Annotated in this window: 27 protein-coding genes; 7 read left to right on the forward strand and 20 right to left on the reverse strand. The window is 67.5% G+C overall.

All coding sequences use genetic code 11. The annotated features are described in order from the left end of the window. Positions 1 to 30: 30 nt before the first annotated feature. From VGT00_06370 to VGT00_06390, 5 genes are read right to left on the reverse strand one after another with little or no spacing between them, the layout of a single operon-like run. Positions 31 to 1,062: a TRAP transporter substrate-binding protein gene (locus VGT00_06370; GenBank protein HEV8531022.1), complete on the reverse strand. Its 1,032-nt coding sequence runs from the start codon at positions 1,060 to 1,062 to the stop codon at positions 31 to 33. After that, on the reverse strand, positions 1,059 to 2,108 hold the full coding sequence (locus VGT00_06375) for a cupin domain-containing protein (GenBank protein ID HEV8531023.1): 1,050 nt from the start codon (positions 2,106 to 2,108) through the stop codon (positions 1,059 to 1,061). The genes VGT00_06370 and VGT00_06375 overlap by 4 nt, the downstream gene beginning before the upstream one ends. Positions 2,109 to 2,143: 35 nt before the next feature. Next, the gene (locus VGT00_06380; GenBank protein HEV8531024.1) at positions 2,144 to 2,989 is read right to left on the reverse strand and encodes an alpha/beta hydrolase; all 846 of its coding nucleotides are present in this window, start codon (positions 2,987 to 2,989) and stop codon (positions 2,144 to 2,146) included. A gap of 2 nt (positions 2,990 to 2,991) precedes the next feature. Next, positions 2,992 to 4,302 carry a homogentisate 1,2-dioxygenase gene (locus tag VGT00_06385; protein HEV8531025.1) on the reverse strand — a complete coding sequence of 437 codons (1,311 nt, stop codon included), beginning with the start codon at positions 4,300 to 4,302 and terminating at the stop codon, positions 2,992 to 2,994. 23 nt (positions 4,303 to 4,325) lie between these two features. Next, the gene (locus tag VGT00_06390) at positions 4,326 to 5,570 is read right to left on the reverse strand and encodes a cytochrome P450 (protein HEV8531026.1); all 1,245 of its coding nucleotides are present in this window, start codon (positions 5,568 to 5,570) and stop codon (positions 4,326 to 4,328) included. Positions 5,571 to 5,717: 147 nt separating this feature from the next. Here VGT00_06390 and VGT00_06395 point away from each other — a divergent pair, with 147 nt between their 5' ends. From VGT00_06395 to VGT00_06405, 3 genes are read left to right on the forward strand one after another with little or no spacing between them, the layout of a single operon-like run. Continuing rightward, a complete protein-coding gene (locus VGT00_06395; GenBank protein HEV8531027.1) occupies positions 5,718 to 6,188 on the forward strand; it encodes a hypothetical protein in 471 nt (156 codons plus the stop codon). Beyond that, a complete protein-coding gene (locus tag VGT00_06400) occupies positions 6,185 to 6,607 on the forward strand; it encodes a PIN domain-containing protein (protein HEV8531028.1) in 423 nt (140 codons plus the stop codon). Before VGT00_06395 ends, VGT00_06400 begins: the two co-directional genes overlap by 4 nt. Positions 6,608 to 6,633: 26 nt before the next feature. Beyond that, positions 6,634 to 7,875 carry an RtcB family protein gene (locus tag VGT00_06405; GenBank protein ID HEV8531029.1) on the forward strand — a complete coding sequence of 414 codons (1,242 nt, stop codon included), beginning with the start codon at positions 6,634 to 6,636 and terminating at the stop codon, positions 7,873 to 7,875. A gap of 9 nt (positions 7,876 to 7,884) precedes the next feature. Here the strand turns inward: VGT00_06405 and VGT00_06410 are convergent, their stop codons facing one another. Beyond that, positions 7,885 to 8,550 carry a cyclase family protein gene (locus VGT00_06410; GenBank protein HEV8531030.1) on the reverse strand — a complete coding sequence of 222 codons (666 nt, stop codon included), beginning with the start codon at positions 8,548 to 8,550 and terminating at the stop codon, positions 7,885 to 7,887. 9 nt (positions 8,551 to 8,559) lie between these two features. Further along, positions 8,560 to 10,035, reverse strand: a complete 1,476-nt coding sequence (locus VGT00_06415; protein HEV8531031.1) for a hypothetical protein — start codon at positions 10,033 to 10,035, stop codon at positions 8,560 to 8,562. 135 nt (positions 10,036 to 10,170) lie between these two features. Here VGT00_06415 and VGT00_06420 point away from each other — a divergent pair, with 135 nt between their 5' ends. Both VGT00_06420 and VGT00_06425 read left to right on the forward strand, forming a co-directional pair. After that, complete coding sequence (locus VGT00_06420; GenBank protein HEV8531032.1) at positions 10,171 to 10,923, forward strand: SDR family NAD(P)-dependent oxidoreductase; 753 nt, start codon at positions 10,171 to 10,173, stop codon at positions 10,921 to 10,923. 42 nt (positions 10,924 to 10,965) lie between these two features. After that, positions 10,966 to 11,847, forward strand: coding sequence for an NAD(P)-dependent oxidoreductase (locus VGT00_06425; GenBank protein ID HEV8531033.1), 882 nt, complete (start codon positions 10,966 to 10,968; stop codon positions 11,845 to 11,847). 47 nt (positions 11,848 to 11,894) lie between these two features. Here the strand turns inward: VGT00_06425 and VGT00_06430 are convergent, their stop codons facing one another. The 7 genes from VGT00_06430 to VGT00_06460 all read right to left on the reverse strand — a co-directional run bounded on the left by VGT00_06430 (position 11,895) and on the right by VGT00_06460 (position 18,666). Next, entirely contained in the window at positions 11,895 to 12,956 is a 1,062-nt protein-coding gene (locus VGT00_06430; GenBank protein ID HEV8531034.1) for an LLM class flavin-dependent oxidoreductase, read from the reverse strand. A 15-nt stretch (positions 12,957 to 12,971) separates the two neighbouring features. Beyond that, positions 12,972 to 13,694, reverse strand: a complete 723-nt coding sequence (locus VGT00_06435) for an ABC transporter ATP-binding protein (protein HEV8531035.1) — start codon at positions 13,692 to 13,694, stop codon at positions 12,972 to 12,974. Continuing rightward, positions 13,687 to 14,433 (reverse strand): ABC transporter ATP-binding protein, encoded by a 747-nt coding sequence (locus VGT00_06440; GenBank protein ID HEV8531036.1) that lies wholly within the window; start codon positions 14,431 to 14,433, stop codon positions 13,687 to 13,689. The genes VGT00_06435 and VGT00_06440 overlap by 8 nt, the downstream gene beginning before the upstream one ends. Before the next feature lie 130 nt (positions 14,434 to 14,563). After that, positions 14,564 to 15,805 carry an ABC transporter substrate-binding protein gene (locus VGT00_06445; GenBank protein HEV8531037.1) on the reverse strand — a complete coding sequence of 414 codons (1,242 nt, stop codon included), beginning with the start codon at positions 15,803 to 15,805 and terminating at the stop codon, positions 14,564 to 14,566. A gap of 16 nt (positions 15,806 to 15,821) precedes the next feature. Further along, a complete protein-coding gene (locus VGT00_06450) occupies positions 15,822 to 16,745 on the reverse strand; it encodes a branched-chain amino acid ABC transporter permease (protein ID HEV8531038.1) in 924 nt (307 codons plus the stop codon). Between the two features lie 46 nt (positions 16,746 to 16,791). After that, a complete protein-coding gene (locus VGT00_06455; GenBank protein ID HEV8531039.1) occupies positions 16,792 to 17,652 on the reverse strand; it encodes a branched-chain amino acid ABC transporter permease in 861 nt (286 codons plus the stop codon). Positions 17,653 to 17,661: 9 nt separating this feature from the next. Then, entirely contained in the window at positions 17,662 to 18,666 is a 1,005-nt protein-coding gene (locus VGT00_06460; GenBank protein HEV8531040.1) for an amidohydrolase family protein, read from the reverse strand. A 106-nt stretch (positions 18,667 to 18,772) separates the two neighbouring features. Here VGT00_06460 and VGT00_06465 point away from each other — a divergent pair, with 106 nt between their 5' ends. After that, the gene (locus tag VGT00_06465; protein HEV8531041.1) at positions 18,773 to 19,642 is read left to right on the forward strand and encodes a polysaccharide deacetylase family protein; all 870 of its coding nucleotides are present in this window, start codon (positions 18,773 to 18,775) and stop codon (positions 19,640 to 19,642) included. Then, positions 19,639 to 19,905 carry a DUF2007 domain-containing protein gene (locus tag VGT00_06470; protein HEV8531042.1) on the forward strand — a complete coding sequence of 89 codons (267 nt, stop codon included), beginning with the start codon at positions 19,639 to 19,641 and terminating at the stop codon, positions 19,903 to 19,905. Before VGT00_06465 ends, VGT00_06470 begins: the two co-directional genes overlap by 4 nt. Positions 19,906 to 20,136: 231 nt before the next feature. On the opposite strand, the gene VGT00_06475 is transcribed toward VGT00_06470, so the two are convergent. The 6 genes from VGT00_06475 to VGT00_06500 all read right to left on the reverse strand — a co-directional run bounded on the left by VGT00_06475 (position 20,137) and on the right by VGT00_06500 (position 25,924). Continuing rightward, positions 20,137 to 20,916 (reverse strand): TatD family hydrolase, encoded by a 780-nt coding sequence (locus tag VGT00_06475; protein HEV8531043.1) that lies wholly within the window; start codon positions 20,914 to 20,916, stop codon positions 20,137 to 20,139. A 176-nt stretch (positions 20,917 to 21,092) separates the two neighbouring features. Beyond that, on the reverse strand, positions 21,093 to 22,082 hold the full coding sequence (locus tag VGT00_06480; GenBank protein HEV8531044.1) for a DUF5924 family protein: 990 nt from the start codon (positions 22,080 to 22,082) through the stop codon (positions 21,093 to 21,095). A gap of 2 nt (positions 22,083 to 22,084) precedes the next feature. Beyond that, the gene (locus VGT00_06485) at positions 22,085 to 22,990 is read right to left on the reverse strand and encodes a branched-chain amino acid ABC transporter permease (GenBank protein ID HEV8531045.1); all 906 of its coding nucleotides are present in this window, start codon (positions 22,988 to 22,990) and stop codon (positions 22,085 to 22,087) included. After that, positions 22,980 to 23,855, reverse strand: a complete 876-nt coding sequence (locus tag VGT00_06490; GenBank protein HEV8531046.1) for a branched-chain amino acid ABC transporter permease — start codon at positions 23,853 to 23,855, stop codon at positions 22,980 to 22,982. The genes VGT00_06485 and VGT00_06490 overlap by 11 nt, the downstream gene beginning before the upstream one ends. A gap of 115 nt (positions 23,856 to 23,970) precedes the next feature. Then, complete coding sequence (locus VGT00_06495; GenBank protein ID HEV8531047.1) at positions 23,971 to 25,179, reverse strand: amino acid ABC transporter substrate-binding protein; 1,209 nt, start codon at positions 25,177 to 25,179, stop codon at positions 23,971 to 23,973. A 16-nt stretch (positions 25,180 to 25,195) separates the two neighbouring features. After that, positions 25,196 to 25,924, reverse strand: a complete 729-nt coding sequence (locus VGT00_06500) for an ABC transporter ATP-binding protein (protein HEV8531048.1) — start codon at positions 25,922 to 25,924, stop codon at positions 25,196 to 25,198. Positions 25,925 to 25,939: the final 15 nt, after the last annotated feature.

Genomic DNA, 25,939 nt, shown 5'->3' on the forward strand with positions numbered 1-25,939 from the left:
GGAGCCCGCGGGGACACGAACGGAATGCCGCTACTCGGCCTCGCCGTACTTGGTGGAGAGCGCGCGGGCCTCCTGGAGCAGCGCCTTGCCGGGCAGCTTCTTGGCCTCGAGCTCGGCCATCCACTTCTCATCGAGCGTCTTCACCGCGTCGCGCCAGCGCTTGCGCTCGTCCTTGGGCAAGGTGTAGATCTCGCCCTTCTGGTCGACCACGGCTTTGCGGCCGACGATCTCGGCCTTGTCCCAGGACTCGCCGACCTTGCGCCAGTACCCGCTCTGCGCGGAGGTGGTCTCGATGAGGACCTTCTTCACGTCGGGGGGCAGCGCGTCGAGCTTGGCCTTGTTCATGAACATGGCGAAGGCGGTGCTGTACATGCCCACCTCGGTGTGGTACCTCGACACCTCGATGAGCTTGAAGGGCGGCAGGGCCTCGAAGGGCATGCCGAAGCCATCCACCACCTTGTTGGACATGGCCTCGTAGATCTGGGTGGCGGGCATGCCGACCTTGGTGGCGCCCAGGGTGTCCAGGATGTCGCCCACCACGGCCGTGGGCGTCCGGATCTTCATTCCTTTGAAGTCGTCGAGCGTGCGGACGAGCTTGGAGTGAGTGTGGATGTGCCCGGCCGGATGCACGTGCATGTACAGCACGTAGACGTCGTCGTACTCCTTGGCGAGGTATTTCGGCCAGAGATCGGCCAGCATCTGCGAGCCCACCGCGGCCGTCCGGTGCATGTAGGGCAGCTCGATGACGCTCGACAGGGGAAATCGTCCTGGGGTCCACCCCGTCACGCCCCAGGCCATGTCGGCGATGCCGGACTTGGCGCAGTCGTATTGCTGGGGCGGCTTGCACAGCGATGCGCCCGGAAAGACGGTGATCTCCACTCGCCCATTGGTCTTCTTCTTGACCTCTTCCACCCACGGCACGATCACGTTGGCATGGTGGTTGTGAGCCGCGGGGAGGAAGTGCGAGAGCTTGAGCTTTATCTCCTGAGCGGGCGCGGGACCGGGGGCCGCCAGCCACGCTCCCGCCAGTAGGGCCGCGGCGACCCGTGCCGTCCTCGTCATGCGCGGACCTCCTCCTGCCAGAGCCCCAGCGACCGGAGCGCCGGCTCGTCATTGAAGTGGAAGAGACAGGCCGGCGCCGATGGCGAGAGGTTCTTGTGGTGGATCCAGTGCCACGGCGGCGCCACCACACAGTCGCCCTGCTCCCAGGTGAGGGTCTCGTCGCCGATGCGACTTTCCCCGTGCCCTTCGATCACGTGGTAGACCCCGCTGCCCGTGCGGCGCTCGGCGCGGGTCGCTTCGCCCGGCCGAAGCCACTGGGCCTCGCAGCCGATGGTGCGGAGCGGGAAGGTGCCGGTCTGCGGATTGACGTAGCGGAGCACGATGGGCTGATCAGCGGGAGCGGCGGCCGCCATGGCCTCGAGGGCCCGGCGCACGGTGGTCCACGGCCAGCGCACCTGCGGGTAGCCCGTGTCCTCGTAGCGAGAGGCGCGCGGCAACACGCCCGCGGCGGTGAACTCGTCCTGCGAGGAGTCAGTCGCCGTCGCCGGGACGACAGCCGGCCGCATCTTGGATGCCCAGGCCGCCTCGAAGCTCCTCACCAGCGGGATGTCGAGACCGTCGAGCCAGATCACGGGCTCGCTTCCCTCGTGGCCATGATCGTGCCAGCGCATGGGCGGCGTGATGATGAGGTCACCCGGCTCCATCGCGCACTTGATGCCGTCCACGGTGGTGAAGGCCCCCCGGCCCTCGACGATGAGCCGGAGGGCTGCCGGAGTATGGTGATGGCTCGGGGCCGCCTCCCCCGGCAGGATGATCTGCAGCCCGGCGAAGAGCGTTGCCGTCACCGCGTAGGCGCCACCGAGCCCTGGATTGCGGAGAACGAGAACGCGACGCTCGGCCTGATCGAGCGGGACGAGACGCGCGGCCTCGAGAAGCGGTCCGCGCATCTCGGCCCAACGCCAGCGATGGGGTACCGCCTCTGTCACGCGCTCCTGTGGCAGCAGGACGTGAAGGGCGGTCCACAGCGGGGCGAGGGCGAGTCGGTCGAGCCCCGCCGAATATTCGGCGGGGAGGTTCGCGTCGCGCGTCGTCATGGCAGGGTTCACGTCGACCTCCTCTTCAAGCGGCTCAAACTGACCCACTACACACGGCGGGCGGCGGCCGCCGGCTTGGCCCGCTCGATCCAGTCCGTCACCAGGGAGACGAAGCGGGCAGGATCGTCGAGGACGAGATGATGCCAGGCGCCCTTGAGCTCGGCGAACTGACCGCGCTGCACGGTAGTGGCGACACGAAGCATCGCGGCGCGGTCCATGATCCCGCTGCCTTCGCCGCGCACGACCAGCGTGGGACAGGCGATCTTGGGCAGGATGGACCAGGCGTCGGGTCTTGCCTGGGCAAACACCTTGCGATCGAAGGCATACTGCCAGACTCCGGCGGCACGCTCGACCACGGCGGCCTCGCCGAGGTGGCGCAAACGCTCCGCGGTGGCCGCGGTCTCGGGGGGCGACAGTCGGTAACGGGCGCCCGCTTCGACAGGATTGGCGAACTCTGGACCGGGTCGCTCGGACTGTCTGAGCGCCCAGGCCGTCTCGTCTTCCGACCACTGGGTCATGGTATCGGCGATGACGAGGGCGCCCACCCTGTCGGTGTGATGGGCGGCCAGCCAGGCGCCGACATAGCCACCCAGCGAATGCCCGATGACGAGCGGCGCCTCCCAGCCAAGGTGGTCGAGCACGGGCACGATGTCGCCGGCATAGTCGGAGGCGTGATACGCGGCCGGCTCGGCCCAGCCGCTTTCGCCATGGCCGCGAAGATCGAGCGCCATCACCGAGAAGCGGGTGGCGAGGAGCGGCGCCGTCCAGTCCCACCAGTGGCTGTGAGCGGCCAGCGAGTGAAGGAGAAGAGCGGGCGCGCCGGAGCCGCCCCACTCCCAGAGCCTGAGGCGAAGCCCGTTGACCTCGAGAGCGCGGGCTTCGCCGCAGGCCATGGTCAGAGCGAGCCTGCCTCGCCCTCCGAGCCCTTGGGCCTGAGCACGTCGCGCACGTCGGCCACGCTCTCGGCGGCCGCCTGGACTTCTCCGAGGCGCGTCGGGCTGTGCTGGAAGCGCGGGTCGGACACATAGCCCGACCAGGTCTTCATGTAGTCGGGGCGCGAGATCCCCCGCGCGAAATCGGAGATCTGAGCAGGGTTCGCGAAGTCGGCCATGATTCCCACTTCCTCGAAGCGCTCCGGGCGCTTGCCGTCGAGCAGGGCCTTGAGGGCGGTGGGATGCGGGCCATGAGGCAACCCCACCGGGTGGACGGAAACCATGCCTTCGGTGAAGACGCCCCCCCGGCTGAAGAACTGGCCGGAGTGATAGCCGAGCGTCTCGCAGTAGTCCAGGTTCTTGTGGAAGAAAGGTACCCACAGCCCTTCCTTCTCCGCGGAGCGCACGGTGAAGACGCAGATGTAGCAGCCGGGCAGGATGAACACGGTATGCCCCGAGGGCGGCACGTGCGAGCGGTCCGCCACCAGGGGACGGACGTCTTCCACCGCGAAGCGGTAGGGCAGATACGTGCCGCGCCAGCCGACCACGTCGAAGGGGTGCGTCGGGTGCACGCGCCGCGTGTAGCTCCCGCCCACCTTGGACACGATCTCGAAGCGCCCCGCCTCGTTGCGCGTCTCGAGCGAGCGGGGGAACTTGTAGTCGCTCCGGCTATGCGTCAGGAACTGGCCGGTGGTCACGGCCTCGGCCTTTTCCGGGTCCCCCGTGAAGCTCTCGTAGACCCAGTAGTAGTGCGGACCGGGACCCAGCTCGAAGCGGTGCGTCAGCCCCTTCGGCACGATGAGGAAATCCCCGCGACGATACGCGATGGGACCCAGGAGGGTCTCCAGCGTCCCCGAGCCCTGATGGATGAAAAAGATGAGGGTGGCGCCATGATGCTCGAAGAAGTAGTCCATGGACGCCCCGGGCGCCGTCACGTTCATGGCCACCGTGGCGTTGGCGATCAGCCTCGCCATGCCCTGATAGACGTCGCCCGTGGCCGCAGGCTCGATGGTGCCGAGCGCGTGATGCGTGCCCCCCACGTCACGGAGCGGCGAATCCCAGTGGGGCGCCCACGTGCCGCCCTCGAGCGTCAAGGTCTCGTCGGGCAGCCAATTGTTGGGCGGGTAGAGATGATAGGTGTGCGTCACCTTGCCCGCGAAGCCGCCGCGTCCCAGCTCCTGCTCGTAGACATGGCGGAGGAGCGGGCCGGCATGCGGCGCCCGGGGGACGATGCCCACTTCGGGGACCCCGCTGAAGTATTCGAATTTCTCCACGGCTGTGTCCTCCTGGAGGAAGCCTACACGGCCACCGGGAACTGCGCCAGCCCGCGAAATCTGGCGCGCCCTCCGCGCACCACGGGCCCCGCCGACCGAATCTTCGGGAAGCGGCGCACCAGCCGACCGATGGCAACTTGCCCCTCCATGCGCGCCAGCCACATCCCCGCGCAGGCATGGATGCCCGTCGCGAAGGCGAGATGCCGGTTGGGCGCCCGCGTGATGTCGAGGCGGTCCGGCTCCGGGAACTGGGCGGGGTCCCGGTTGGCCGCGCCGATGCAGAGCGTGATGAGGGTGCCGGCCGGCATGGCCACGCCTCCGATCTCGACGTCGGCGAGGGCGCGGCGATTGCCCAGCTGATTGGAGCTCTCGTAGCGCAGGAACTCCTCCACGGCCGTCTCGATCAGCGAGGGATCGTCTTGCAGCCGCCGGAGCTCGCCGGGATGCTCGAGCAGCGCATGCACGCCATTGCCGATCAGATTGGTCGTCGTCTCGTGCCCCGCGTTCAAGAGGAAGATGCACTGGTGCAAGAGTTCAATCTCGGTCAAGGCTCCCTGCTCGTCCTCGGCGGCCATGAGCTTGCTCAGCACCTCGCCGTCGTCATCGAGGGGCGGATGGTGCCGCCGGTCCTCGCAGAGCGCGCGCAGGAAGGTCTTGAATTCCTCCACGGCGCGATTGCCCCTGTCCAGCCGTTCGGGCCCGGGCACGGGCTCCAGCGCGCCCAGGATGGCCAGCGACCAGTCGCGCAACCGAGGACGGTCGGCCCGCGGTACGCCCAGCATGTCGCCGATCAGCTCCACGGGCAGGGCGAAGGCATAGTCGGCGATGAGGTCCATTCCGCCCTGCCTCTCCGCGCGGTCGAGCATGCCATCGACCAGGCGGACGACGCGGGGCAGCAGCGCGGCCAGGGCCTTGGGAGTGAAGGCGGCGGCGAAGAGGCGGCGGAGACGCGTATGGTCGGGCGGATCGCGGAAGACCAGGCTCGTCGTGTGGTGCTCGAAGAGCGGGGCGTCGCCGAACTTCGGCTTGAACTCGACCTGCTTGTCGGAGGAGAGCCGGGCATGGTCACGGTAGACAGCGGCGACATCGTCGTAGCGCGTCAGGAAATAGGAGCCGTCGGGGCAGCGGTGCACCGGATCCCATCGCCGCAGCCGGTGATAGATCGGGAACGGGTCTTCCAGAAAGCCGGGCTCGAGGCGGAGCAGGTCGAAGGCGAGCGCGGCCTGCCGCTCCGCTTCGTCGTCGCCCGCGATGATGGTCCCAACCATTCCGATCCGTGCTCGGGCTGGATGATCTCACGGAAAAGACCATCCTCTAGGTCAGTCGGGCGATCTACTTGACAACAAATACTACATTGTAGTATATGTATCTTGTCGGACCGGGGAGGTGCTATGAAAGGGCTACGAAAGACCAGCATGAAAGCCGCAGACGAGGTCTGGGTCGCAACGGCGCTTCTCCATCGAGAGCATCCCGAGCGCGCGACCTTCACTCCAAGGGAGATTCTGATGCGCGCGGCAGAGGAGGCGGCCCCGGACAAGGTGAGACCTGCGGTCTATCAGCATGCGGTGCAACACTGCGTGGCGAACAAGCCACCGGACCCGGGCCGGTATCGCATGCTGTACGCGATCGGCAAGACGAGGCGACTGTTCCGCCCAGGCGATCCCTATCATCCAGACCGTCGAGGCGCCAAGATTGTTCCCGAGATCGAAGATCTGCCACGAGAGTACCGGTACCTTCTCGACTGGTACCGCTCTGAGTACGCTCCGGAGACGACGGAACATGGAACGGCCGACCCGATTTTGCAGTTGCGAGGCGTGGGGAAGCACATCTGGGCCGGTGAAGATCCGGACGACTATGTGCTCCGCCTCCGGGAACGCTGGGCATGAGCCGCGTCTTCTGGGATACAAACCTCTTCATCTATCTCATCGAGGGCTCGGGAGAACGTGCAGACCGCGTGACGCGGCTTCGAGAGCGCATGCTCGTCCGCGGAGACCAACTCTATACCTCGACCCTGACCCTGGGGGAGGTACTCGTTAGACCGATGGAGATGCAAGATGACACACTCCGAGAGACGTACGAGCAGGCCATCGTCACCGGTGCAACCATCGTCCCGTTCGATCGATCCGCAGCAGGGGTCTACGCGGCGATCCGAATTGATCGTGCCATCCGCCCGCCTGACGCCATCCAGCTCGCCTGTGCTTCGCAAGCTCGAGTTGATCTCTTCATCACGAACGACGAACGTCTGAGTCAAAAGATTGTTCCAGGCGTTCAGTTCGTAACTTCACTGGAGAGAGCCTTCCTGTAGCTCAGGCCTGAGTATCCGGCGTCCCAATGAGGGAGAAGACCATAACCAGCGAGCGCTCGTACGACGTGATTCATCCCGAGGGCGGCGTCCCCATCAAGGCCTGGACACGCGGCGTTCCCATCGAGGACGTTGCGGCAAAGCAGCTCGCCAACGTGGCGCGCATGCCGTTCATTCATCAGTGGGTCGCGGTCATGCCCGATGTTCACTGGGGTATCGGGGCGACCGTGGGCTGCGTCATCCCCACGGTCGGCGCCATCATTCCCGCGGCCGTGGGTGTCGATATCGGTTGCGGCATGATGGCGACCGAGACGACATTGACGGCACGCGACCTCCCAGATGACCTCCGGGCCATGCGCTCCGCCATCGAGGCCGCCGTGCCCCACGGTCGCACGCCCGGCCGGCGGGACAAGGGGTCGTGGGGCACTCCGCCTCCGGCCGCCGTGAAGGCCTGGGACGAGCTGAAGCCCGGCTTTGATTCGATCGTGGCAAAGCATCCGGCGATCGAGCACTCGAACCACCAGACCCACCTCGGCACGCTCGGCACCGGGAACCACTTCATCGAGGTATGCCTCGATGAAGGTGATCGTGTGTGGTTTCTGCTCCATAGCGGCTCCCGCGGGGTCGGAAACAGGATCGGCACCTACTTCATCGAGCTGGCGAAAAAGGACATGCGCAAGTTGATCGCCAACCTGCCGGACGAGGACCTCGCCTACCTTTCCGAAGGGACCGATCACTTCACGGAATATGTCGAGGCGGTCGAGTGGGCGCAGACGTTTGCCCTCACCAACCGCCGTCTCATGATGAATGCGATCATCGCCGCGGTAGGCTCGGTGGCGGGAATTCCGCCCTTTGCCGCAGGGATGGAGGCGGTCAACTGCCACCATAACTACGTCGCTCGCGAGCACCACTACGGAAAGGACGTGCTGCTGACGCGGAAGGGAGCGGTCAGGGCCAAGCTGGGCGATCTCGGCATCATCCCGGGTAGCATGGGGACGCGCTCATACATCGTGCGCGGCAAGGGAAACCCGGAGAGCTTTCACAGCTGTAGCCACGGGGCGGGGCGAGCGATGTCGAGGTCCGAGGCCAAGCGGCGCTTCACGGTCGCGGACCACGCGACAGCCACGGCCGGCATCGAGTGCCGCAAAGATCATGGGGTCATTGACGAGACTCCCGGCGCCTACAAGTCCATCGAGGCGGTGATGGAGGCGCAGAAGGACTTGGTCGAGATCGTTCACACGCTTCGTCAGCTCGTCTGCGTGAAAGGGTAGCGATCAGCGTCACACCGTGGCGAAGAAGCGGGCGGGGGCGCCCTCGGTGCCCGCGATCTTGTAGAAGGGCGCGGCGAAGTCGACGCGGCGGCGCGGGAGCGCGCCGAGATTGGTCAGCCCTTCCATGATGACCACGCCCGCGCCAAGGATGACCCGGTGCATGGCAAAATCCTCCGAGCCGAAGTCGGGCAGCCGCGCGCAGTACTCCTCGAAGAAGTCGAAGCCGATATTCTTGGGGCCGCGGTCCACCAGCCACTGGGCGGACTCGGGGGGAAAGTATGGCGACTGTGTGAAGTAGTCGGGCCAGGTGCCGTACATCTTGTCCGTCCAGTCCGTGCGCAGCAGCACGATATCGCCGCGCTTGACGTCGCCCGCCCCGGCCTTCTTGAGGTCGTCGATGGTGATCGCGTGATTGGCGCCCACCCAGGACAGATCCACCACGAGGGCCTCGCCCAGCACCTGGTCGAGGGTGATCTCGGCGGTGGTGATGCCGTTCTTGAACACGTGAAGAGGCGAATCGATGTGCGCGCCCGTGTGGAGGCTCTGGTGCACGCTCGAGACCTGCCAGAAGCCCGGTCCCCGCCGGTGCGGCGTCACCTCGAGCCGCATGTTGGTCGAGGGCGGGCTCATGGTGCTCGAGTCCACCGTGACGGAGAGATCGACGAAGCGGCCCATACTCCTCCCCTAAGGCTTGCGCCCGATGGCGCGCGCGGCGCCCGTGAGCTCGACGATGTGCAGCCCCGCATCCGCGCGGTCGGCCAGATAGATGAGCCCGCGGTCGTCCACCTCGACGTTGTTCGTCTGGATGGCCACCTTGCAGCGGTCGGCGCCGTTGACCTTGAGGCAGCGCTTGTCCGTCTTGGCGGTGACGGCGGGGATGAAATACGCGGTTTCCCGGGGATTGAACGGGTCGCGGATGTCGACGGCGCGCACGCCCGCATTGAAGTAGGCGATGAAGACGAGACGGCCATAGTAGATGGGCGTGAACGATTCGTGGCTCGAATGGGGGCCGAAGCGCCCGCCGCGGCTGCAGAAGTCACCGGGGGAGGCGGGCACCTGGAAGGTCGAGACGGAGAACGGCTTCGCTTCCGTGGTGATGTCGACCATGAAGGAGAGCTGCCGGAACTCCTGGCACTCGTTGCGGAGTGACTCGGAGACGAGGAGCAGGAAGTCACGTGTCTGCCCCTTGGCATTCGCCGACCAGTCGGGGATGGGCATGCCCAGGATGGGGTAGCTCGTGTGCCCGCCCCAGGCGGGCGACATGTCGAGGCGTCCCACCTGCGGGTAGAGCAGACTCGCGGGAGTGGGAGCAAAGCGGTCCGCGGCGCTTGGGTCACCGGCCAGCAGCTTCTCGCGATCCACGATCTGCAGGACGCCTTCGGAGCCCGTACCATACGCGAAGTAGACGCGGTTCTTGTAGGCGATGGGCCCGTGCACGCCCTCGGGCGCCGGGCCCGTCGAGCCCGGCTCCTGGCCCACAAGCCCGAAGTCGCGGATGAAGCGTGGCTGCGCGGGATCGGAGAGGTCGTAGATCTTCGTCATGCGATGGGTCCGCCAGCCCGCGGGCCGTCCGTCCGAGACGAGATAGGCGATGCCCGTCTCACACTCCCACCAGTTCTTGTGAGTGGCGTTGAGCCCTGAGATCACCGTGGTGAGCAGCGCAGGCTTGGCGCTGTCGCTGACGTCCCACACCTCGTGGGCGAGATTGCCAAGAGTGCGAAGGAGATAGGTCTTGCCCCGCGTCCCTCGCGGCAGCGACGCGCCATCGCAGAGCCGCACCATCTGGGCGCCACCGGCCTCGGCTTCCCCCGGGGCGCCCGGAATGTGATGGAGATAGCGCGGGCGGCGCGGATCCGTCACATCCACGACGGAGGTGCCGCTCCGCTCCATCTGCCCCGTGAGGGGATTCGACCTCAGCCCGCCGTGATGGCCGACATAGGCGATCCAGCGGCTCCCCTGATGATGGATCACGGGCTGGTAGGCCGAGCGGCCCTGCAGATCATCGTGGCCGACGAGCCGCATATCGCGCTGCTCCGCTTCTCGGGCAGGCGCAGGAGCCTGGGCGGCGCCGTGCTCGATGGGACCTGCCAGCATGGCGAGAAGGAACGCCAGCACTGACCACGTGCGGCACGGATACCGAAGCTTCGTTGCCTTCGCCATGTCGATATTCTCTCCATCCCCTTGCGGGCCTCATCTCCGGACGTCCCGCCGCAGGCGCCCAAGACTAGCATCGCCGCTCCGGGTATGCTATCGCTCCCAGGCAGACGTGCCATTCCGAGGGGACGGGAGAACGCCATGCGGCTCGACGGCAAGGTTGTGATCGTCACGGGCGCGGCCAAGGGCATCGGCGCAGCCATCGCGGACGCTTGCGCGCGCGAAGGTGCCCGCGTCGCCGTCCTCGATCTCGATGGCGGCGGCGTGGAGGCGGTGGCGGACAAGCTCCGGGGAAGCGGCGCCGAGGCCATGGCCTTTCGGGCGGATGTGACCCGATCGGCGGAGATCGCGCGCGCGCTCGATGCCGTCATGGCCCGCTGGAGCCGTGTGGACGCGCTCGTGAACAACGCGGGTGGCTTCGCGGTCATCCGCGCCACGGAAGAGATCACGGAAGACGAGTGGCAGGCCATTCTCGCCTCGAACCTCACGAGCGTCTTCCTCTGCGCCAAGGCCGTGCTCCCCATCATGAAACGGCAGCGCTACGGCCGCATCGTGAACCTCGCCTCCGTGGTCGGCCGGGCGGGAGCGGTGCGCGTCACCTCTCACTACGCGGCCGCCAAGGCCGGCGTCATCGGCTTCACGCGCCATCTGGCCCTCGAGGTCGGGGGCGACGGCATCACGGTCAACGCGGTGGCTCCCGGGACCACCGCCACCGAGCGCGTGCTCAACGCGCGCACCCCGGAGGAGACGCGGCGTGTCGCCGAGGCAATCCCCGTGAGACGGCTCGGCCAACCCGAGGAGATCGCCGAGGCCGTGGTCTTTCTCGCCTCCGACGCGGCGGCCTTCATCAACGGCGCCACTCTCGACGTCAATGGCGGCCAGGTCATGGTGTGAGCGAGGCGAGCCAATCACTGGCAAGGTGAGGGAATAAGTCACATGTCCACCATCGGCATCGTCGGCCTCGGTCTCCTTGGTCACGCCATCGCCTCACGACTGATCAAGGCCGGGCACGCGGTCGTCGGCTTCGACGTCGTGCCGGACCGCATCTCCGCCCTCACCGCCATGGGCGGCAAGTCCGCTCCCTCGGCTGCCGCCGTCGCCCAGTCCGTCGAGGCGGTCTGCACGCTGCTGCCCTCGCTCGCCACCGCGGAGGCGGTCATCCTCGGCGCCGACGGCATCCTCGCGGGCGCGCGCCCAGACCTCGCCGTCATCCAGATGAGCACCATCTCCCCCACCTTGACCGAACGCCTCGCCCGCGAGGTGACGGCCCGCGGTCTCGGATTCCTCGACTGTCCCGTCAGCGGGACGAGCAGCATGGTCGAGCGGGGCGATGGCATCTTCTTCGTGGGCGGGGATCGCGCGCTCTTCGAGCGCTGGCGGCCCGTGCTCGAGTCGGTGCTGCCGCGCGCCGTCCTCGTGGGCCGGGTGGGTCAGGCCATGGTGCTCAAGCTGGTGGCCAATCTGCTCGTGGCCCTCAATAGCGCGGCGGCCGCCGAGGCCCTCACCCTCGCGCGCAAGGCCGGGCTCGACCTCGACCTCGCCCTCGAGGTGCTCAATGCCAGCGCGGCCGCCTCCAGCATGCTCAAGGTTCGGGGTCCCATGATCGTCCGCGGTGAATTTCCCGCCCAGATGAAGCTCGACCTCTTCATGAAGGACATTCACCTCATGCAGGAGGCCGCGAGTGCCGTGGGCGCTCCCCTCCCCTTCACCGATCTGGCCGAGCGGCTCTATGCCGCCGCCCAGGCCGCGGGCCACGGGGGAGAGGATCTCGCGGTGGTGGTGACGGCGCTGAGCACGCCCGTGGCCGAATCACGCTGAGGAATGCCTATGCTAGGCGCACCCCGAGCGGGGTCAGCGCGTGGAGGTCACCGGAAGCGCGGCATCACCTCGCGGGCAAAGAGCTCCATGGAGCGGCGCACCTTGTCCTGAGCCAGGCCGCCGAAGTTCATCCAGCACATCACTTGCCCCACCCCGAGGTCGCGCATGACCTCGATGTGCCGCGCCACCGTATCGGGCGAACCGAAGGCGAGCGTCTCGGCCACCAGGCCTTCCCAGGTGATCTTCGACAAGCGCTCCGCCATGGCGCGGAAGCCCGGCTGGAGCGACGGGTGCGCCTCCTCGATGCGTTCGGGCACGACGAACTTGCGAAACGACTCCTGGTACCAGAGCTCGGCGTCCTTGGCCTCGGCGAGGGCGCGGGCATCCGTCTCCGCCACGTAGATCTGGCGCGAGACGCCCCAGCGGGCGAGGAGACTCTTGATCTCCTCCGCGCTGCGGCCCGCCTTCTTCAGCGTGTCGATATAGGTCTCGCGGTTGGCGATCAGCTGGTCCACGGGGCCGAAGAGGACGGAGTTGAGCATGGGCCAGCCATGCAGCGCCGTGTTCTCGATGCCATCCTTGCTGACGCACACCTGATAGAGCGGCGGATGCGGACGCTGCACCGGCTTGGGAATCACGGACACCTCGGGCACCTTGAAGAAGCGCCCGTCGTAGCTGAAGCGCTCCTCCGTCCACGCGCGCCGCAGGATCTCCACGGCCTCGTCGAAACGATCGCGGCTCTCCTCCTGCGGCACGTGGAAGCCGCGGAACTCCATGGGGCGATTGCCACGCCCCACCCCCACATCCAGCCGCCCATTCGAGATGATGTCGACGAGGGCCATCTGCTCGGCGAGGCGGAGGGGATGATGAAAGGGCAGGATGGCCGCGGCCAGACCGATCCGGATACGCCGGGTGCGCGAGGCCGCGGCGGCGGCCAGGGCGGCGGGGTCGACGGAGAGCCCGTAGTTGATGAAATGGTGCTCGGTGAGCCAGATCTCGTCGAAGCCCAGCTCCTCCGACCAGACGATCTGATCGAGCTCGCCCCGGATGATGTCGGCGTGACTCTGCCCCGGGGCGGCCTGGAAGAAATAGAAGGTGCCGAATCGCATCCGATGACCTCGCTTTCAGCTCACTCCAAGATATCGCGACTTCACCTCTTCGTTGGCGAGAAGCTCCGCGGGCCGGCAGGAATGCACGATCTGCCCCCGGCTGAGAATATGCGTGCGGTCGGCCACGGACAAGGCCAGGGGCAGATTCTGCTCCACGAGCAGGATGGACAGCCCCTCGCGCTTGAGCTCGCCGATGACCCTCCCCACCTCGCGCACGAGGAGGGGGGCGAGGCCCTCGGTGGGCTCGTCCATGAGGAGCAGCTCGGGGTTGGTCATGAGGGCGCGCCCGATGGCGAGCATCTGCTGCTCGCCGCCCGAGAGCTTGTTCGCTCGATTGCCCGCCCGCTCGGCGAGCCGCGGGAAGAGCGTGTGGACGCGCTCGATGGTCCACCGCCCCTGGCCGGCCCGGGCGACTTCGAGATTCTCCTGCACGGTGAGCGAGGGAAAAACGCGCCGGCCCTGGGGTACCAGGGCCATCCCGGCCCCCACCATCCGATATGACGGCCACTCCGTGATGTCGCGGCCCTTGAAACGGACATGACCCTCCCGCGGGGGCGTGAAGCCGATGATGGAGCGCACCAGGGTCGTCTTGCCCGCCCCATTGCGGCCGAGGATGGTCAGGACCTCTCCCTCCCCCACCCGGAGCGAGATGCCCTGGAGCACGTGGCTCTCTCCGTAGTAGGTATGGACGCCCTCCACCTCGAGGACGGCGGACGACGCGGGCCGTGGCTCAGGCACCGAGGTAGATCTCTCGCACCTGCGCATCGGCCCTGATCTCTTCGCGAGAGCCGTCGGCAATCACCCGGCCGTAGTGGAGCACGGTCACCTGCGCCGACAGCTCGAGGGCGATGTCCATGTCGTGCTCGATCATGAGGACGGTGATGGCGGGATCGAGCCGCGTGAGGAGGTCGGCCATCAGGCGAGACTCGGCCGGCGAGAGCCCGGCCGTGGGCTCGTCGAGCAGGAGCAGACGGGGCTTCCCGGCCAGGGCCAGGGCGATCTCGAGCTGGCGCTGCTCGCCGTGGGAGAGATTGCGGACCGGCACGTCACCGACGGCGCCGAGACCGACCGCCTCGAGAGCGGCGAGGGCGGCGGCGTGGAGGTCCCGGAAGGCCGTGAGAGGACGCAGCATGGCGAAGCGCGCCCGCGTCACGGCCTGAATGGCGAGCAGGCAATTGTCCAGCACCGTGAGGTCGGCGAAGAGGTTGGTGATCTGGAAGGTGCGGGCCAGACCCTGCGCGGCGCGGCGATGCGTGGGAATGCCCGTGACGTCGCGCCCGAAGAAGGAGATGGCCCCCGTGCTCACGGGCAGCGAGCCGGAGATGAGATTGAACAGCGTCGTCTTGCCCGCGCCATTCGGTCCGATGAGGGCACGTCGCTCGCCCGCTCGGACGGCGAGCGACACGTCCCCCACCGCCTGCAGTCCCCCGAAGTACTTGGAGACTCCGTCGAGCCGGAGTGCGAAGTCGGGGTTCACTAAGCCACCCCCTCACCCTCCCCTCTCCCCCTCACGGGGGAGAGGGATCCAAAACGCAGAGAGAAGAGGATTCCAAAAACCCTCTCCCCCGCCGAGGGGGAGAGGGCAGGGTGAGGGGGAGATGTTTCCACTAGCAGTACTTGCACGGAGGGTAGTCGCGCGTGTAGAGCGGCATCTTCAGGAACTCGTCGGGGTTGTACTTCCAGAACTGACTCACGGCCGGGTAGGTGACGACCACGCTGTTCTGGAGCTGGCCGCCCGCGCGCTCCACCTTCCGCACGTAGATGTTCTGGACGGGATTGCCCCAGCGGTCGATCACCACCGGGCCGCGTGGGAAGTCCTTCAGCTCGACCTTCTTGAGGGCGGCCAGGAAGGCCTCGCGGTCCTCGACCTTGCCATTGATCGCCTTGATGGCCTCCACGATCCAGCGGGCATTGGTGTAACAAGTCTCGCCATAGTAGGAAGGCACCTTGCCCATCTTGGCCTCGAAGGCCTTGGCGAACCTCTGATTGGCGGGATTGTCGAGAGCCGCCGAGTAGTGGAGGGCCGTGTGGACGCCGAGCGCCTCGTCACCCATCTGCGGCAGCACCGACTCGTCGGTGACAGTGCCATTGCCGAGGAGGGGAAGCTTGGCCTTGAGTCCCGAGTCCGCGTACTGCTTCACGAACTGCAGCGAGCCGCGGCCGAAGAAGACGGCGAAGACCGCGTCGGCGTCCCGCTTGATCTGGGCGAGGAACGGCGCGAAATCCGTGGTGTTCAGGGGCACCCAGATCTTCTGCACGATCTGGCCGCCCTGCTCCTCGAAGGTGCGCTGGAAGCCGCCCACCGACTCCCAGCCGAACGCGTAGTCGAAGGCGACCACGGCGATCTTCTTGTGCTTGAGGTTCTTGGCCACCCATTCCCCGAAGACGTGCATGGACTGGCTGCTGTTCCAGCCCGTCCGCACCACCCACTTCGCGGGCTTGCGCTGGGTCAGGTCGTCGGAGGACATGACCGGATACGTGGTGGGGATCTTCGCGGCGTCCGCGAAGGGGTGGATGGCATAGCCCGTCGAGGCGAGGAGCCCTCCCGTGAGGATGTGGATGTGGTCCTGGTCCACGAGCTTGCGCGCCTTGGTGAGCGCGGTCGCGGTGACGCCTTCCGAGTCCTCGACAATGAGCTCGATCTTCCTCCCCGCGGCCTGCCGGCCGATCTCGTCCAGGTAGAGCTCGGTGCCGCCGAGCATGTCCTTGCCGAGAGCGGAGGCGGCGCCGGTGAGCGGCGCCAGAAGTCCGATCTTGATGGACCCGCCCTGAGCGGCGGCCGGCGCGGGCGCCGTGCCCGCGAGCGCGGTGAGCAAGGTCGCGATGAGGGCAATCGAGCGAATCAGCATGTCAGGCCTCCTGTGCTCAGCGCCGCCGGCCGCGGAGCGCGCCGACCACGCCGTGCGGAGCGAAGAGAATGACGCCGATATACACGGCCCCCAGAATGAGAAGCCAGCGCTTGGTGTACACGCTCACGAAGTTCTTGAGGAACACGATGAGGCCGGCGCCGATGGCGGGGCCGACCAGAGTGCCCGGACCGCCCAGGGCGACCATGAGCAAGGCCTCGACGGAGGTCAGGAGCTGGACATCGGTGGGCCCGACGAAGCCGTTGTAGTAAGCCCAGAGGACGCCGGATGCGCCGGCGAAGGCGCCCGAGATGACGAAGGCCAGGTACTTGTGGAGCCAGACGTTGTAGCCCAGGGCCTCCATGCGCGATTCGCTGCCCCGTATCCCCTTGAGACCGAGCCCGAAAGGCGAGACGACGAGGAGCCCCAGCAGGGCGAAGGCCGCCGCCGCGCACAGCAGCGAGAAGTAGAAGAAGGGTAGCGGAGCGGCGAGGCTGAGCGTGCCGAGCTCCGGCCGCGCCACCCCAGAGACACCATTGTCTCCCTTCGTGAGCGAGACCCAGCGGAAGGCCAGCCCCCACACCACCATGCCGAGGGCGAGGGTGATCATGAGGAAATAGGTGCCCCTGGCACGGATGGCGATGATCCCGAAGACGGCGGCGGTGACGGTGGCCAGGGCGATGCCGGCGGCCGCGCAGCCCACGAGCCCGACCTGGCGCTCGGTGGTGAGCAGGGCCACCGCGTAGGCGGCCACGCCGAAGTAGGCGGCCTGGCCGAGCGACGGCATCCCCGTGTAGCCGAGCAGCACATCCAGGCTCATGGCGAGGATGCCCAGGATGAGCGCCTGGGTGAGGAGCGTCAGCGGATAGGCCGGCAAGAACGGCCCGATGATGCCGAGCCCCACCATGGCCGCGGCGGCGATGAGACCCCGCCGGCGGATCACGGCACCGCCCGCCGCTGTCTCGTCGCGAGATCCATCCCGCGGCCCATCACGCGCGGCCAAACAGTCCGGTCGGCCTGAGGGCCAGGATCACCGCCATGGGAGCGAAGAGGGTGAAGTAGGCGAGCTCGGGAAAGAGCGCCTTCCCGAAATTGTCGAGGAGACCCACGACGAGGCTGCCCACCATCGCGCCGGGCAGGCTCCCGAGCCCGCCGACGATCACCACCACGAACGCATAGGGAAGCACTTCGGAGTCCGCGCCCGGGTACACCCCGAGGAAGCCGGCGCCGACCACGCCGCCGAGGGCGGCCAGGGCGGCGCCCAGACCGAAGACCACGAGAGAGATGCGGGGCACATTGATGCCTACGCCCTCCGCCATCTCGCCATCGTCCACGGCGGCGCGGATCATGGCGCCCATCCGCGTCCGATCCAGGAGGAGCCAGAGCCCCAGGCCCACGGCCACCGCCACGCCCATGATGAAGAAGCGGTAGATGGGAAACACCATCCCGCCCAGCCGCAGCGCTCCGCCAAGCACCGCGGGCACGGGCAGATTGTAGGGATCGCCGCCCCAGATCAAGAGGGCCAGATCCTGGAAGATCAGCGAGAAGCCGACGGTCATCAGCACCTGCCCCAGCTCCTGGCCGCGCAGGCGGCGGAGAAAGAGACGCTCCATGCCGATCCCCACCAGCGCGATGGCCACGGTGCCCGCGACCATGGCCATGACGAAGCTGCGCGTGCGGAGGACGACGGTCAGCCCGATATAGCCGCCGAGGAGGAAATACGAGCCGTGCGCCATGTTGACCACGCGCATGACGCCGAAGATCAGGGAGAGCCCGCTGGCCAGGAGGAAGAGGAGAGCGCCGTACGACAGGCCGTTGAAGGTCTGGAGGATCCAGAAGTCCGCCCGCATGCGGCCTGGCTACCTCAGGCGCAGCAGGCGGGCGGCATTGTCGCGCACGACGCGATCCTGGTCCTTTCGATTGAGCCCCGTCGCCTTGGCCTCGATGATGGCACGCGGCCGCTCATAGCCCATGTCGAAGCAGAAATCGGTGCCGAGCATCACCCGGTCCGCCCCCACCGTGGCCACGAGGTACCGCAGGGCCCCCGCGTCGTGGCTGATGATGTCGTAGGTGAAGCGGCGCAGGTAGGAGCTGAAGGGCTTCTTCGCGCGCTTCTGGGCCTCCGGGCGCACCCGCTGGCCGTGACGGAGCCGGCCGTGCAGATACGGGAGGGCCCCGCCCGCATGCGGGAGGCAGACCTCGAGCTTGGGGAGCCGATCGAGCACGCCGCCGAAGACCAGGTGGGCAGCTGCGATGGCGGTGTCGAACGGATTCCCGAGGAGATTGCCCAGGTAGTAGGGCTGCAGGCGCTCGGCGCCGATGACCCGAAGCGGATGAAGGAGCACGGGCAGCCGGAGGGCCGCCGCGCGCTCGAAGACGGGGAAGAACTCCCCATCGGACAGCTCGCGGCCGCCCACATTGGTGCCCATGTAGACGCCGCGGATGCCCGGGAGCTGGGCCGCCCGCTCGAGTTCCTCGAGCGCGCGCGGCGGATCCTGCATGGGCAGCATGGCGCAGCCCACGAAGCGGTCGGGATGCGCCACATGCGCGGCGCTCGCGGCGTCGTTGAAGGTGGCCGAGAGGCGCGCGCCCATGGGGCCGTCCGCCCAGTAGACCATCGGCACGGTGAGGGAGAGGGCCTGGACGCCCACGCCCTGGTGATTCATCGATCGGAGGCGAAGGTCCAGGTCCACGAAACGCGGCTCGAGCGGCGCCGTCCGCGACGCGCCGAACATGATCACGGGCCCCTTGGGATTGCCGCGGTCGATCCCGGCGCCGAAGGGTGCGCCGGCTTCCTCGATGAGCCGGATGAAAGTCTCGGGAAAGAAATGCGCGTGGACGTCGATGCCGGGCGGGCGGGCCACGGATCGGGATTCTACTCTCAATGCCCGGGCGATGGTAGTCTCAAGGGCGACCGGGGCCCAGGTTCGGCGGCGCGAGTGCCCGAGCCCTACCGAGAAGGAGGAGGCCGTGAAGCTGCCTCGCGAACGCTTCGACTACTCGCCGATGGTGAGCCGCCCGCCGTGGAGACTGCCCAAGGGCGCCCGCATTGCCGTCTGGACCATCGTCAATGTCGAGGAATGGGACATCGAGAAGGCGATGGCCCGTCAGTACCTGACCGCGCCCCAGGGGGTGAGCATCGTGCCCGACGTGCCGAACTGGGCCTGGCACGACTACGGCATGCGGGTGGGCTTCTGGCGGCTTCTCGAGGCGCTCGCCAAGCGCAAGCTGCGCGCGACGACCGCCATCAATGCCCATGTCGTCGAGTCATACGAGCCCGTGGCGCGGGCCATGCTGGAGGCGGGGTGGGAATTCATGGCCCATGGCGTGATCCAGGGCGCCATGCACCTCCTGCCCGATCAGCGCGCGGCGATACGACAATCGGTGGAGATGCTGACGAAGTTCACCGGCAAGAAGCCCAAAGGCTGGCTCGGCCCCGGCCTGACCGAGACCTGGGAGACGCTCGACCATCTGGCCGCCGAGGGCATCGAGTACGTCTCCGACTGGGTCAATGACGACCAGCCCTACGAGATCCGCACGAGCGCGGGCCGGCTCGTCTCCGTGCCGTACTCGATAGAGCTCAACGACATCCCCATGATGGTGATCCAGCACCACACTTCCTCCGAGTGGCTGCAGCGGGTCAAGGACCAGTTCGACCGTCTCTACACCGAGGGCGCCAAGAATCCTCGGGTGATGGCGCTTGCCGTGCATCCGTACATCTCGGGCGTGCCGCACCGGATCAAGTACTTCGAGGCGGCCTACGATTACATGCGGAAGAAGAAAGGCGTGTGGTTCACCACGGGCGAGGACATCTACGAGTGGTACAGGTCACAGCGATGAGGCGGCGGGGCAAGGTCATCCCCTTTCCCGGGACGCGGCGGCCGGAGCCGGAGTCCGGCTTCATCGAGCTGTGCCGCTGCGCCAATCAGCTGGAGGCGATGGTCGTGCGCAGCCTCCTCGAGAGCGAGGGCATCCAGGTGGTGATGCGCAGTCGTCTCGCGCAGTCCGTGCATCCCTTCAGCGTCGGCGATCAGGGCGAGATCGTGATCCTCGTGCCAATCGACCAGGCCGATCCCGCCCGCGCCATCACCTCGCGCACCTAGTCTGGACTATTCATAAACGCGTGTTCGTCATCATAGAGGCCCCTCACCATAGACGCCCCCTCACCCTGCCCTCTCCCCCTCCGGGGGCGAGGGATCCGAAGAGAGTCTGCAAAATTTCAATCCCTCTCCCCCATCGGGGGAGAGGGCAGGGTGAGGGGGCAGACAGAGCCACGTTCATGAACAGTCTCGGCTAGGAGGCTGCTGAGCAGCCTGCGGCGTTTGCGTGGGCACTTAGTCGATGCGGAGGCGGAAGAGCCGCGCGGCATTCCGCGTCGTGGTCTCGCCCAGCTCGGCTGAATCGACCCCTCGCAGCTCGGCGATCCTGCCCGCGGTGAGCGCGACATAGGCCGGCTCATTGCGCTGGCCTCGGTGAGGCGTCGGGGGCAGGTAAGGACAATCGGTCTCCACCACGAGCTGGTCCTCGGGCACGAAGCGCGCCACGTCCGGCAAAGCGCGCGCGTTCTTGTAAGTGACCGGGCCCGCCAGCGAGATGAACAACCCCAGGTCGAGACAGCGCCTGGCCATCTCGACGTCGCCCGAGAAGCAGTGCATGACCCCGCCCGTCTCTCCGACTTTCTCGTCGACGAGAATGCCCAGGATCTCCGCGTGGGCATCCCGGCAGTGGATGACCACGGGCTTGCCGACAGCCCGCGCCATTCCCAGCTGGCGGCGGAAGACTTTCTCCTGGACTTCCCTGGGCGACAGATTGCGGAAGAAGTCGAGCCCCATCTCGCCCAAGCCGACGACCTTGGCCTCGGAGCGCGCGAGTCGCTCCATCTCTTCGAAGTCCGCCTCGGTGGCCTCGGCCGCGTCGTGAGGATGGATCCCCACCGTCGACCAGACGTCGGGCAGCCGCCGGGCCAGCTCCACCACCGTGCGGTTGGTGTCGCGATCGGTGCCGATCGTCACCATGCCGCGCACTCCCGCGGCGCGGGCTCGATCGAGCACGGCCTCGAGGTCGTCGGCGAAGTCGGGGAAATGCAGATGCGCGTGAGTGTCGAAGAAGGTCATTGACTGCCCATCATAACCTTTCCCCCTCACCCTGCCCCTCTCCCCCAATGGGGGAGAGGGATGTGGAGAGAACTGAGCTGCGCTTGCCTTGCATCCCTCTCCTCTCTGGGGAGAGGGCCGCAGTTCGAGCTGAAGGGCGAAGCCCTGAGGCGAGGGCTGAGTGAACGCGGGGCAGGCTATGGTCTGACGGTGAATCTGAGGCGACCGATGAGCTGGCCCGAGGCCGTCACGACGTCGACGTGGTAGCGGCCTTGATAAGGGGGCTTCAGGTCCGTCTTCTTCGAGTAGGTGCGGAAGCCTTCCTTGCGACCGCCCCGCACCGGCGAGAGCGGCGCGATCCCGATCAGCCGGCCATCCTTCCACCACCGGTGGCTGATGGCCTGCTCGAGACCGGCCGGCGCATACACGGCCGTATACGCGGTCAGGCCGCCCCATATCGCCACCGAGGACGCGGGGATTGGGCTCGACACGGGCTCCAGCGGCTCGAGCATGCTGACATCGCGGGCCACCGTGGCACGCGCGACGAAGAGCGGCGCCGGCGGCACGGCCGTGCGCCCGAACCACACCGCGACCATGGCCACCACGGCGAGGGCCACGGCCCGGCTGTGCGCCCGCGGCCATGTCAGGGCGCCGCGGTCGCGGAACACCGGGGTCATGGCCAGGAGCGAGAGCGCGGCGGCGCCCTCGAGGGCGAAGATGGGCTTGATGCGCAGGAGGGGCAGCGCCACGTTGAGGGCGGCGAAGAACGAGAAGCCGAGCAGGAGCTGATTGAGCCAGGGTCGCGGATGCACGATGGCCGCGTACCAGGGATCGACGGCCGTGACGAGCGCTCCCGCCACCACGGCAACGAGAAAGATCACATTGATCGAGTCCAGCGTCACGCTCGCCCAGTAGGCGGGCAGCACGAAGAGAAGGAGACCGTGATAGAGGGACTGAATGACGTAGTCGACGGCATCCACGACGAGGCGCTGGCGCTTGGCCTCGAGGGGCGCTCGGAGCTCGGCCACCACGAGGACGAGCAGCCACAGGAGCAGCAGGTAGCCGACGATCCAGCCCACGTGCGGTAATCCGCGGCGGAAGACGAAGAGGGTGGCCAGACCAAGGCCGAGCGAGAAGATCGAGACGCCCCAGCGCTTCACCCAGCGGAGGAACGGTATGGCCACCATGCTCAGTGCTGACCGCCCCGATGATCCCGCCGCCCGATGCCGGCCAGACCGGACGGAAATGCCACGACCACCGCAATGAGCGTCAGCCCCAGCGCGAGCATGTAGAGATAGCGAAACCTGAGGAGGAAGAGCTCCGAGACCAGCCCCAGGAAGGCGGCCCCGAGGGCGGGCCCCGCCACGGTGGTGGCCCCGCCGACCAGCGCCATGATCACCGTCTGGAATGACACCAACGGGTTGAAGACCTGCGGATCGAGGTAGGTCCAGCGCGGCGCCATGGCTGCCCCCACCGCGCCCATGAAGGCGGCGCTAAGCGCGAAGGTCCCGATCTTGACCCGCGTCGTGTCGATCCCCAGGGTCAAGGCGCGCTCTTCGTCCTCCCCGATCCCGATGAGCGCGTATCCCCACCGGGTACGGCGCAGGACAAGCGCGGTCACCACCGCGAGCCCCGCCAGGGCCAGCACCGTGTAGTAGAGGGTCCACGGCCCCGGTGGAGAGAGGAGCAGCCGCCCCACCGTGCCCGTCACGCGCGTCTCGTACCAGATCAATGTGTGCTTGGCGAGCTCGGCCAGGCCGAAGGTGAAGACCGCGAAGTACGGGCCGCGCAGACGGAGAGCGAGGGCGCCGACCACGAGCGCCATGGCGCCGCCCACCGCCGCCCCGGCCAGCACGGGAAGGGGCCAGGCCAGCCGTCCTCCCACCACGGCCGTCGTATAGGCGCCGGCGCCGAAGAAGGCCCCGGTGGCCAGCGAGAGATAGCGGGTGGGTCCGGAAAAGAACGCCCACGACACGGCAAGAGCGACGTCGGCCAGGATGGCCAGGAGCAGGGAGCGCTGATAGCCGGACACGAGCCAGGGCGCGCCGACCAGGGCCAGGACCAGGGCGGCGAGCAGCGCGCGACTAACGGCCAAAGAGACCCGCGGGCTTGAGGATCAGGATGAGCGACAGCACGGCGTACGAGGAGATGAGCCGGATATCGGATGAGGCGAGATAGACGCCCGCCGTCTCCACCACCCCCAGGAGCAGGGCCCCCAGCAGGCTTCCCGCCACATTGCCGAGACCGCCCAGGATGACCACGACGAGGGCGGTCACGGTATAGGGCAGCCCGACGAAAGGAGTCAGCTCGAAGAGCATGCTGATCAAGGAGCCCGTGACCGCGGCCATGGCCACGCCCAGACCGAAGCAGACGCCGTGAAGCCGCGTCAGGTTGACGCCCACGAGCTGAGCGCCCTCGGGCTCGTCCATGAGGGCGCGAATGGCCTTGCCCGTGAGGCTTCGCCGCAGATAGACGTAGAAGCCGACGCTGAGGCCGAGGGCCACCACCGCGGCGAGGACGCGATTGGCGGGGAAGACCGCGCCCAGGACGCGAAGCGGGGTAGCGAGATAGCCATAGCCCCTGAGGTCGGCGCTCCACACGAGGAGCGCGGCGTTCTGCAGCACGAAGAGGAGGCCGAAGGACAGCAGGAGCGAGCGCGACTCGATCGCCTCGCGCGCCTCCGCCTGGCCGAGCACGCGCGCGTAGAGGAGCCGGTGAAGGACGAGACCGGCGCCAAAGGCCGCCGGTCCCGTCACGAGCAGCGTGAGGAGCGGATTGGCCCCCCAGCCGGTATGCAGCGAGTACGTGACGTAGGCGCCCAGCATGAGGAACTCGCCGTGCGCCACGTTGAGCACGCGCATGAGGCCGTATTGAAGGTTCAGCCCCAGCGCCACCAGGGCGTAGATCCCTCCGGTGATCAGCCCCGTGCCGAGGATGTCGAAGAGGAGTGACGCGGTCACCGCATCACGTCCAACTGCGCTCCGTCACCCTCGCCCCTCACCCTCGGCCCCCTCACCCTCCCCTCTCCCCCGATGGGGGAGAGGGTTCTCTCTAGGAGGGGGTTTGGTCTGGTGGTCACGCCCACGCGGGCTTCGGTACGATGAGGGGCGCGGTGGCCAGAGCCTTGGGCCAGACGATCTCGAACTCTCCCTTCTGCCATTGGCCCACCATGCCGGGCGTGGTGACGTTCACGCCCTTGGCGAACTTGATGGGGCCCGCCACGGTCTGGAACTCGGTCGCGTCCAGCATCTCCTTGATCTTCTTCCGGTCGAGCCCCACCTCGCCCACGCAGCGCTCGAGGATCTGCAGCGAGCCGTAGGCGAAGGCGCTCGCCCACCGGTCGGGCTCTTTCTGGTGCTTCTTCACATGCGCCTCGTAGTACTCGCGGGCGCCCGGGTACTTCATCTTCGGGTTCCAGCCCGCGATCCCCGACACCCCCTCGGCGCCCTTGAAGCGGTCGCGGTAGAAGGGGAAGGCGGTGCCCACGGCGGCGAGATAGACAGGCGGATTGAAGTCGACCTCCTTGGACTGACTGGCTGCGAGGATATTGTCCGGCGGATAGGTCAACCCCAGGAAGACGTCGGCCCCGGCGGCCTTGAACCCCTTGAGGACGGGCGAGAGGTCCTTGACGCCGAGCGGATAGCTCTTGGTGTCGACGATCTCGAGCCCGGTGTCCTTCAGGGTGGCCGTCAGGCTCGAGTGCATCTCGATGCCGAAGAGGTCGTTGACGTAGGCGACGCCGACCTTGGACACCTTCCCCTGTCCCTTGAGCTCCTTGAGAAAGCTCGTGAAGGCGCCCATGCAGGCGTCGGGCTGCTGCAAGATGGCGTAGAAGTATGGGAAGGACAGCTCCTTGAGCTTGTTGGAGCTGACGGTGGGGCCGATCATCGGGTAGCCGTACTTGTTGGCGACGGGGGCTACCGCGAAGTTCATGGCCGTGCCCCAGGGCGGCAGGATCAGATCGACCTTGTCATCGCCCATCAGCTTCTCGTAGAAGCGCACGGCCGTCTCGATCTCGCTTCGATCGTCGATGGTGACGTACTCGACGAGACGCCGGCCCTCGCCCTTCACGGCGAGGCCGCCCTTGGCGTTGACCTGCTCGTGCCACAGCGCGTACCCGGTGCCCTGGGTGATCCCCGCTCCCACCGAGTAGGGGCCGGTGGCCGATAGGGTGTAGCCGATCCTGATCGGCTTGGCTTGCGCCCATGCGCGGCCCCTCAGCACCGCTGCCGCGGTGGCCCCGCCGCCCGTGGTCGTGAGAAATTCCCGTCTCCGCATCCGCATGATGGCCTCCTTGCCGTCAGTGTGAGCGAGCCATGGACTTGCCCAGATAAGCCTCGAGCACCCGCGCGTCCCGCACCACGGTCCGCGGCGCGCCCTCAGCGATCACTTCTCCATGATCGAGCACGATCACGCGCTCCGCCGCCGCCATCACCGCCTGCATCACGTGCTCGATCCAGAACAGCCCGATGCCGTGCTCGTCCCGAATACGCCGCAGGATGGCCGTGGCCCGGCCCACCTCCGTGGGCGTGAGACCCGCCAGGATCTCGTCGAGCAGGACGAGGCGCGGGCCTTGCGCGAGCGCCATGGCCAGCTCGAGCAGCTTTCGATGCGGACCGGGCAGATGCCGGGCGCGGATACCGCCCTGGGCCTCGAGCTCGACCAGCCCGAGGAGCGCGGTCGGCCCCGCGGGCGCCGCTCGCTCTCCGAACAGGGCGGCCATCCGCACGTTCTCGAGCGCCGTGAGATCGAGAAATGGCCGCGGTGTCTGGAAGGTGCGCGCGACGCCGAGACGCGCCACGCGATGCGCGGGCAGCGCGTCGACGCGTCGGTCGCCCACGCGGATGGCGCCGGCCGAGGGCCGCTCGAGCCCGCTGATCACGTTGAACAGCGTGGTCTTGCCCGCGCCATTGGGCCCGATGAGCCCGACGATCTCGCCTTCCGCCACCCGGAAGCCGACCTCGTTCAGCACCCGGAGACCGCCGAAGCTCTTGCTGACCCCGGTGCCCTCGAGGAAGGAGGCCGCCATGAGTGCCCTTTGTTA

It is taken from the genome of Candidatus Methylomirabilota bacterium, from assembly GCA_036002485.1.
Classification (GTDB): domain Bacteria; phylum Methylomirabilota; class Methylomirabilia; order Rokubacteriales; family CSP1-6; genus AR37.

Excerpts from the sequence above, each read along its gene's own strand:
- VGT00_06370 (HEV8531022.1), bottom strand. The coding sequence starts at position 1,062 with ATGACGAGGACGGCACGGGTCGCCGCGGCCCTACTGGCGGGAGCGTGG.
- VGT00_06380 (HEV8531024.1), bottom strand. The coding sequence starts at position 2,989 with ATGGCCTGCGGCGAAGCCCGCGCTCTCGAGGTCAACGGGCTTCGCCTC.
- VGT00_06390 (HEV8531026.1), bottom strand. The coding sequence starts at position 5,570 with ATGGTTGGGACCATCATCGCGGGCGACGACGAAGCGGAGCGGCAGGCC.
- VGT00_06395 (HEV8531027.1), top strand. The coding sequence starts at position 5,718 with ATGAAAGCCGCAGACGAGGTCTGGGTCGCAACGGCGCTTCTCCATCGA.
- VGT00_06400 (HEV8531028.1), top strand. The coding sequence starts at position 6,185 with ATGAGCCGCGTCTTCTGGGATACAAACCTCTTCATCTATCTCATCGAG.
- VGT00_06405 (HEV8531029.1), top strand. The coding sequence starts at position 6,634 with ATGAGGGAGAAGACCATAACCAGCGAGCGCTCGTACGACGTGATTCAT.
- VGT00_06410 (HEV8531030.1), bottom strand. The coding sequence starts at position 8,550 with ATGGGCCGCTTCGTCGATCTCTCCGTCACGGTGGACTCGAGCACCATG.
- VGT00_06415 (HEV8531031.1), bottom strand. The coding sequence starts at position 10,035 with ATGGCGAAGGCAACGAAGCTTCGGTATCCGTGCCGCACGTGGTCAGTG.
- VGT00_06420 (HEV8531032.1), top strand. The coding sequence starts at position 10,171 with ATGCGGCTCGACGGCAAGGTTGTGATCGTCACGGGCGCGGCCAAGGGC.
- VGT00_06425 (HEV8531033.1), top strand. The coding sequence starts at position 10,966 with ATGTCCACCATCGGCATCGTCGGCCTCGGTCTCCTTGGTCACGCCATC.
- VGT00_06430 (HEV8531034.1), bottom strand. The coding sequence starts at position 12,956 with ATGCGATTCGGCACCTTCTATTTCTTCCAGGCCGCCCCGGGGCAGAGT.
- VGT00_06445 (HEV8531037.1), bottom strand. The coding sequence starts at position 15,805 with ATGCTGATTCGCTCGATTGCCCTCATCGCGACCTTGCTCACCGCGCTC.
- VGT00_06455 (HEV8531039.1), bottom strand. The coding sequence starts at position 17,652 with ATGCGGGCGGACTTCTGGATCCTCCAGACCTTCAACGGCCTGTCGTAC.
- VGT00_06470 (HEV8531042.1), top strand. The coding sequence starts at position 19,639 with ATGAGGCGGCGGGGCAAGGTCATCCCCTTTCCCGGGACGCGGCGGCCG.
- VGT00_06475 (HEV8531043.1), bottom strand. The coding sequence starts at position 20,916 with ATGACCTTCTTCGACACTCACGCGCATCTGCATTTCCCCGACTTCGCC.
- VGT00_06480 (HEV8531044.1), bottom strand. The coding sequence starts at position 22,082 with ATGGTGGCCATACCGTTCCTCCGCTGGGTGAAGCGCTGGGGCGTCTCG.
- VGT00_06495 (HEV8531047.1), bottom strand. The coding sequence starts at position 25,179 with ATGCGGATGCGGAGACGGGAATTTCTCACGACCACGGGCGGCGGGGCC.
- VGT00_06500 (HEV8531048.1), bottom strand. The coding sequence starts at position 25,924 with ATGGCGGCCTCCTTCCTCGAGGGCACCGGGGTCAGCAAGAGCTTCGGC.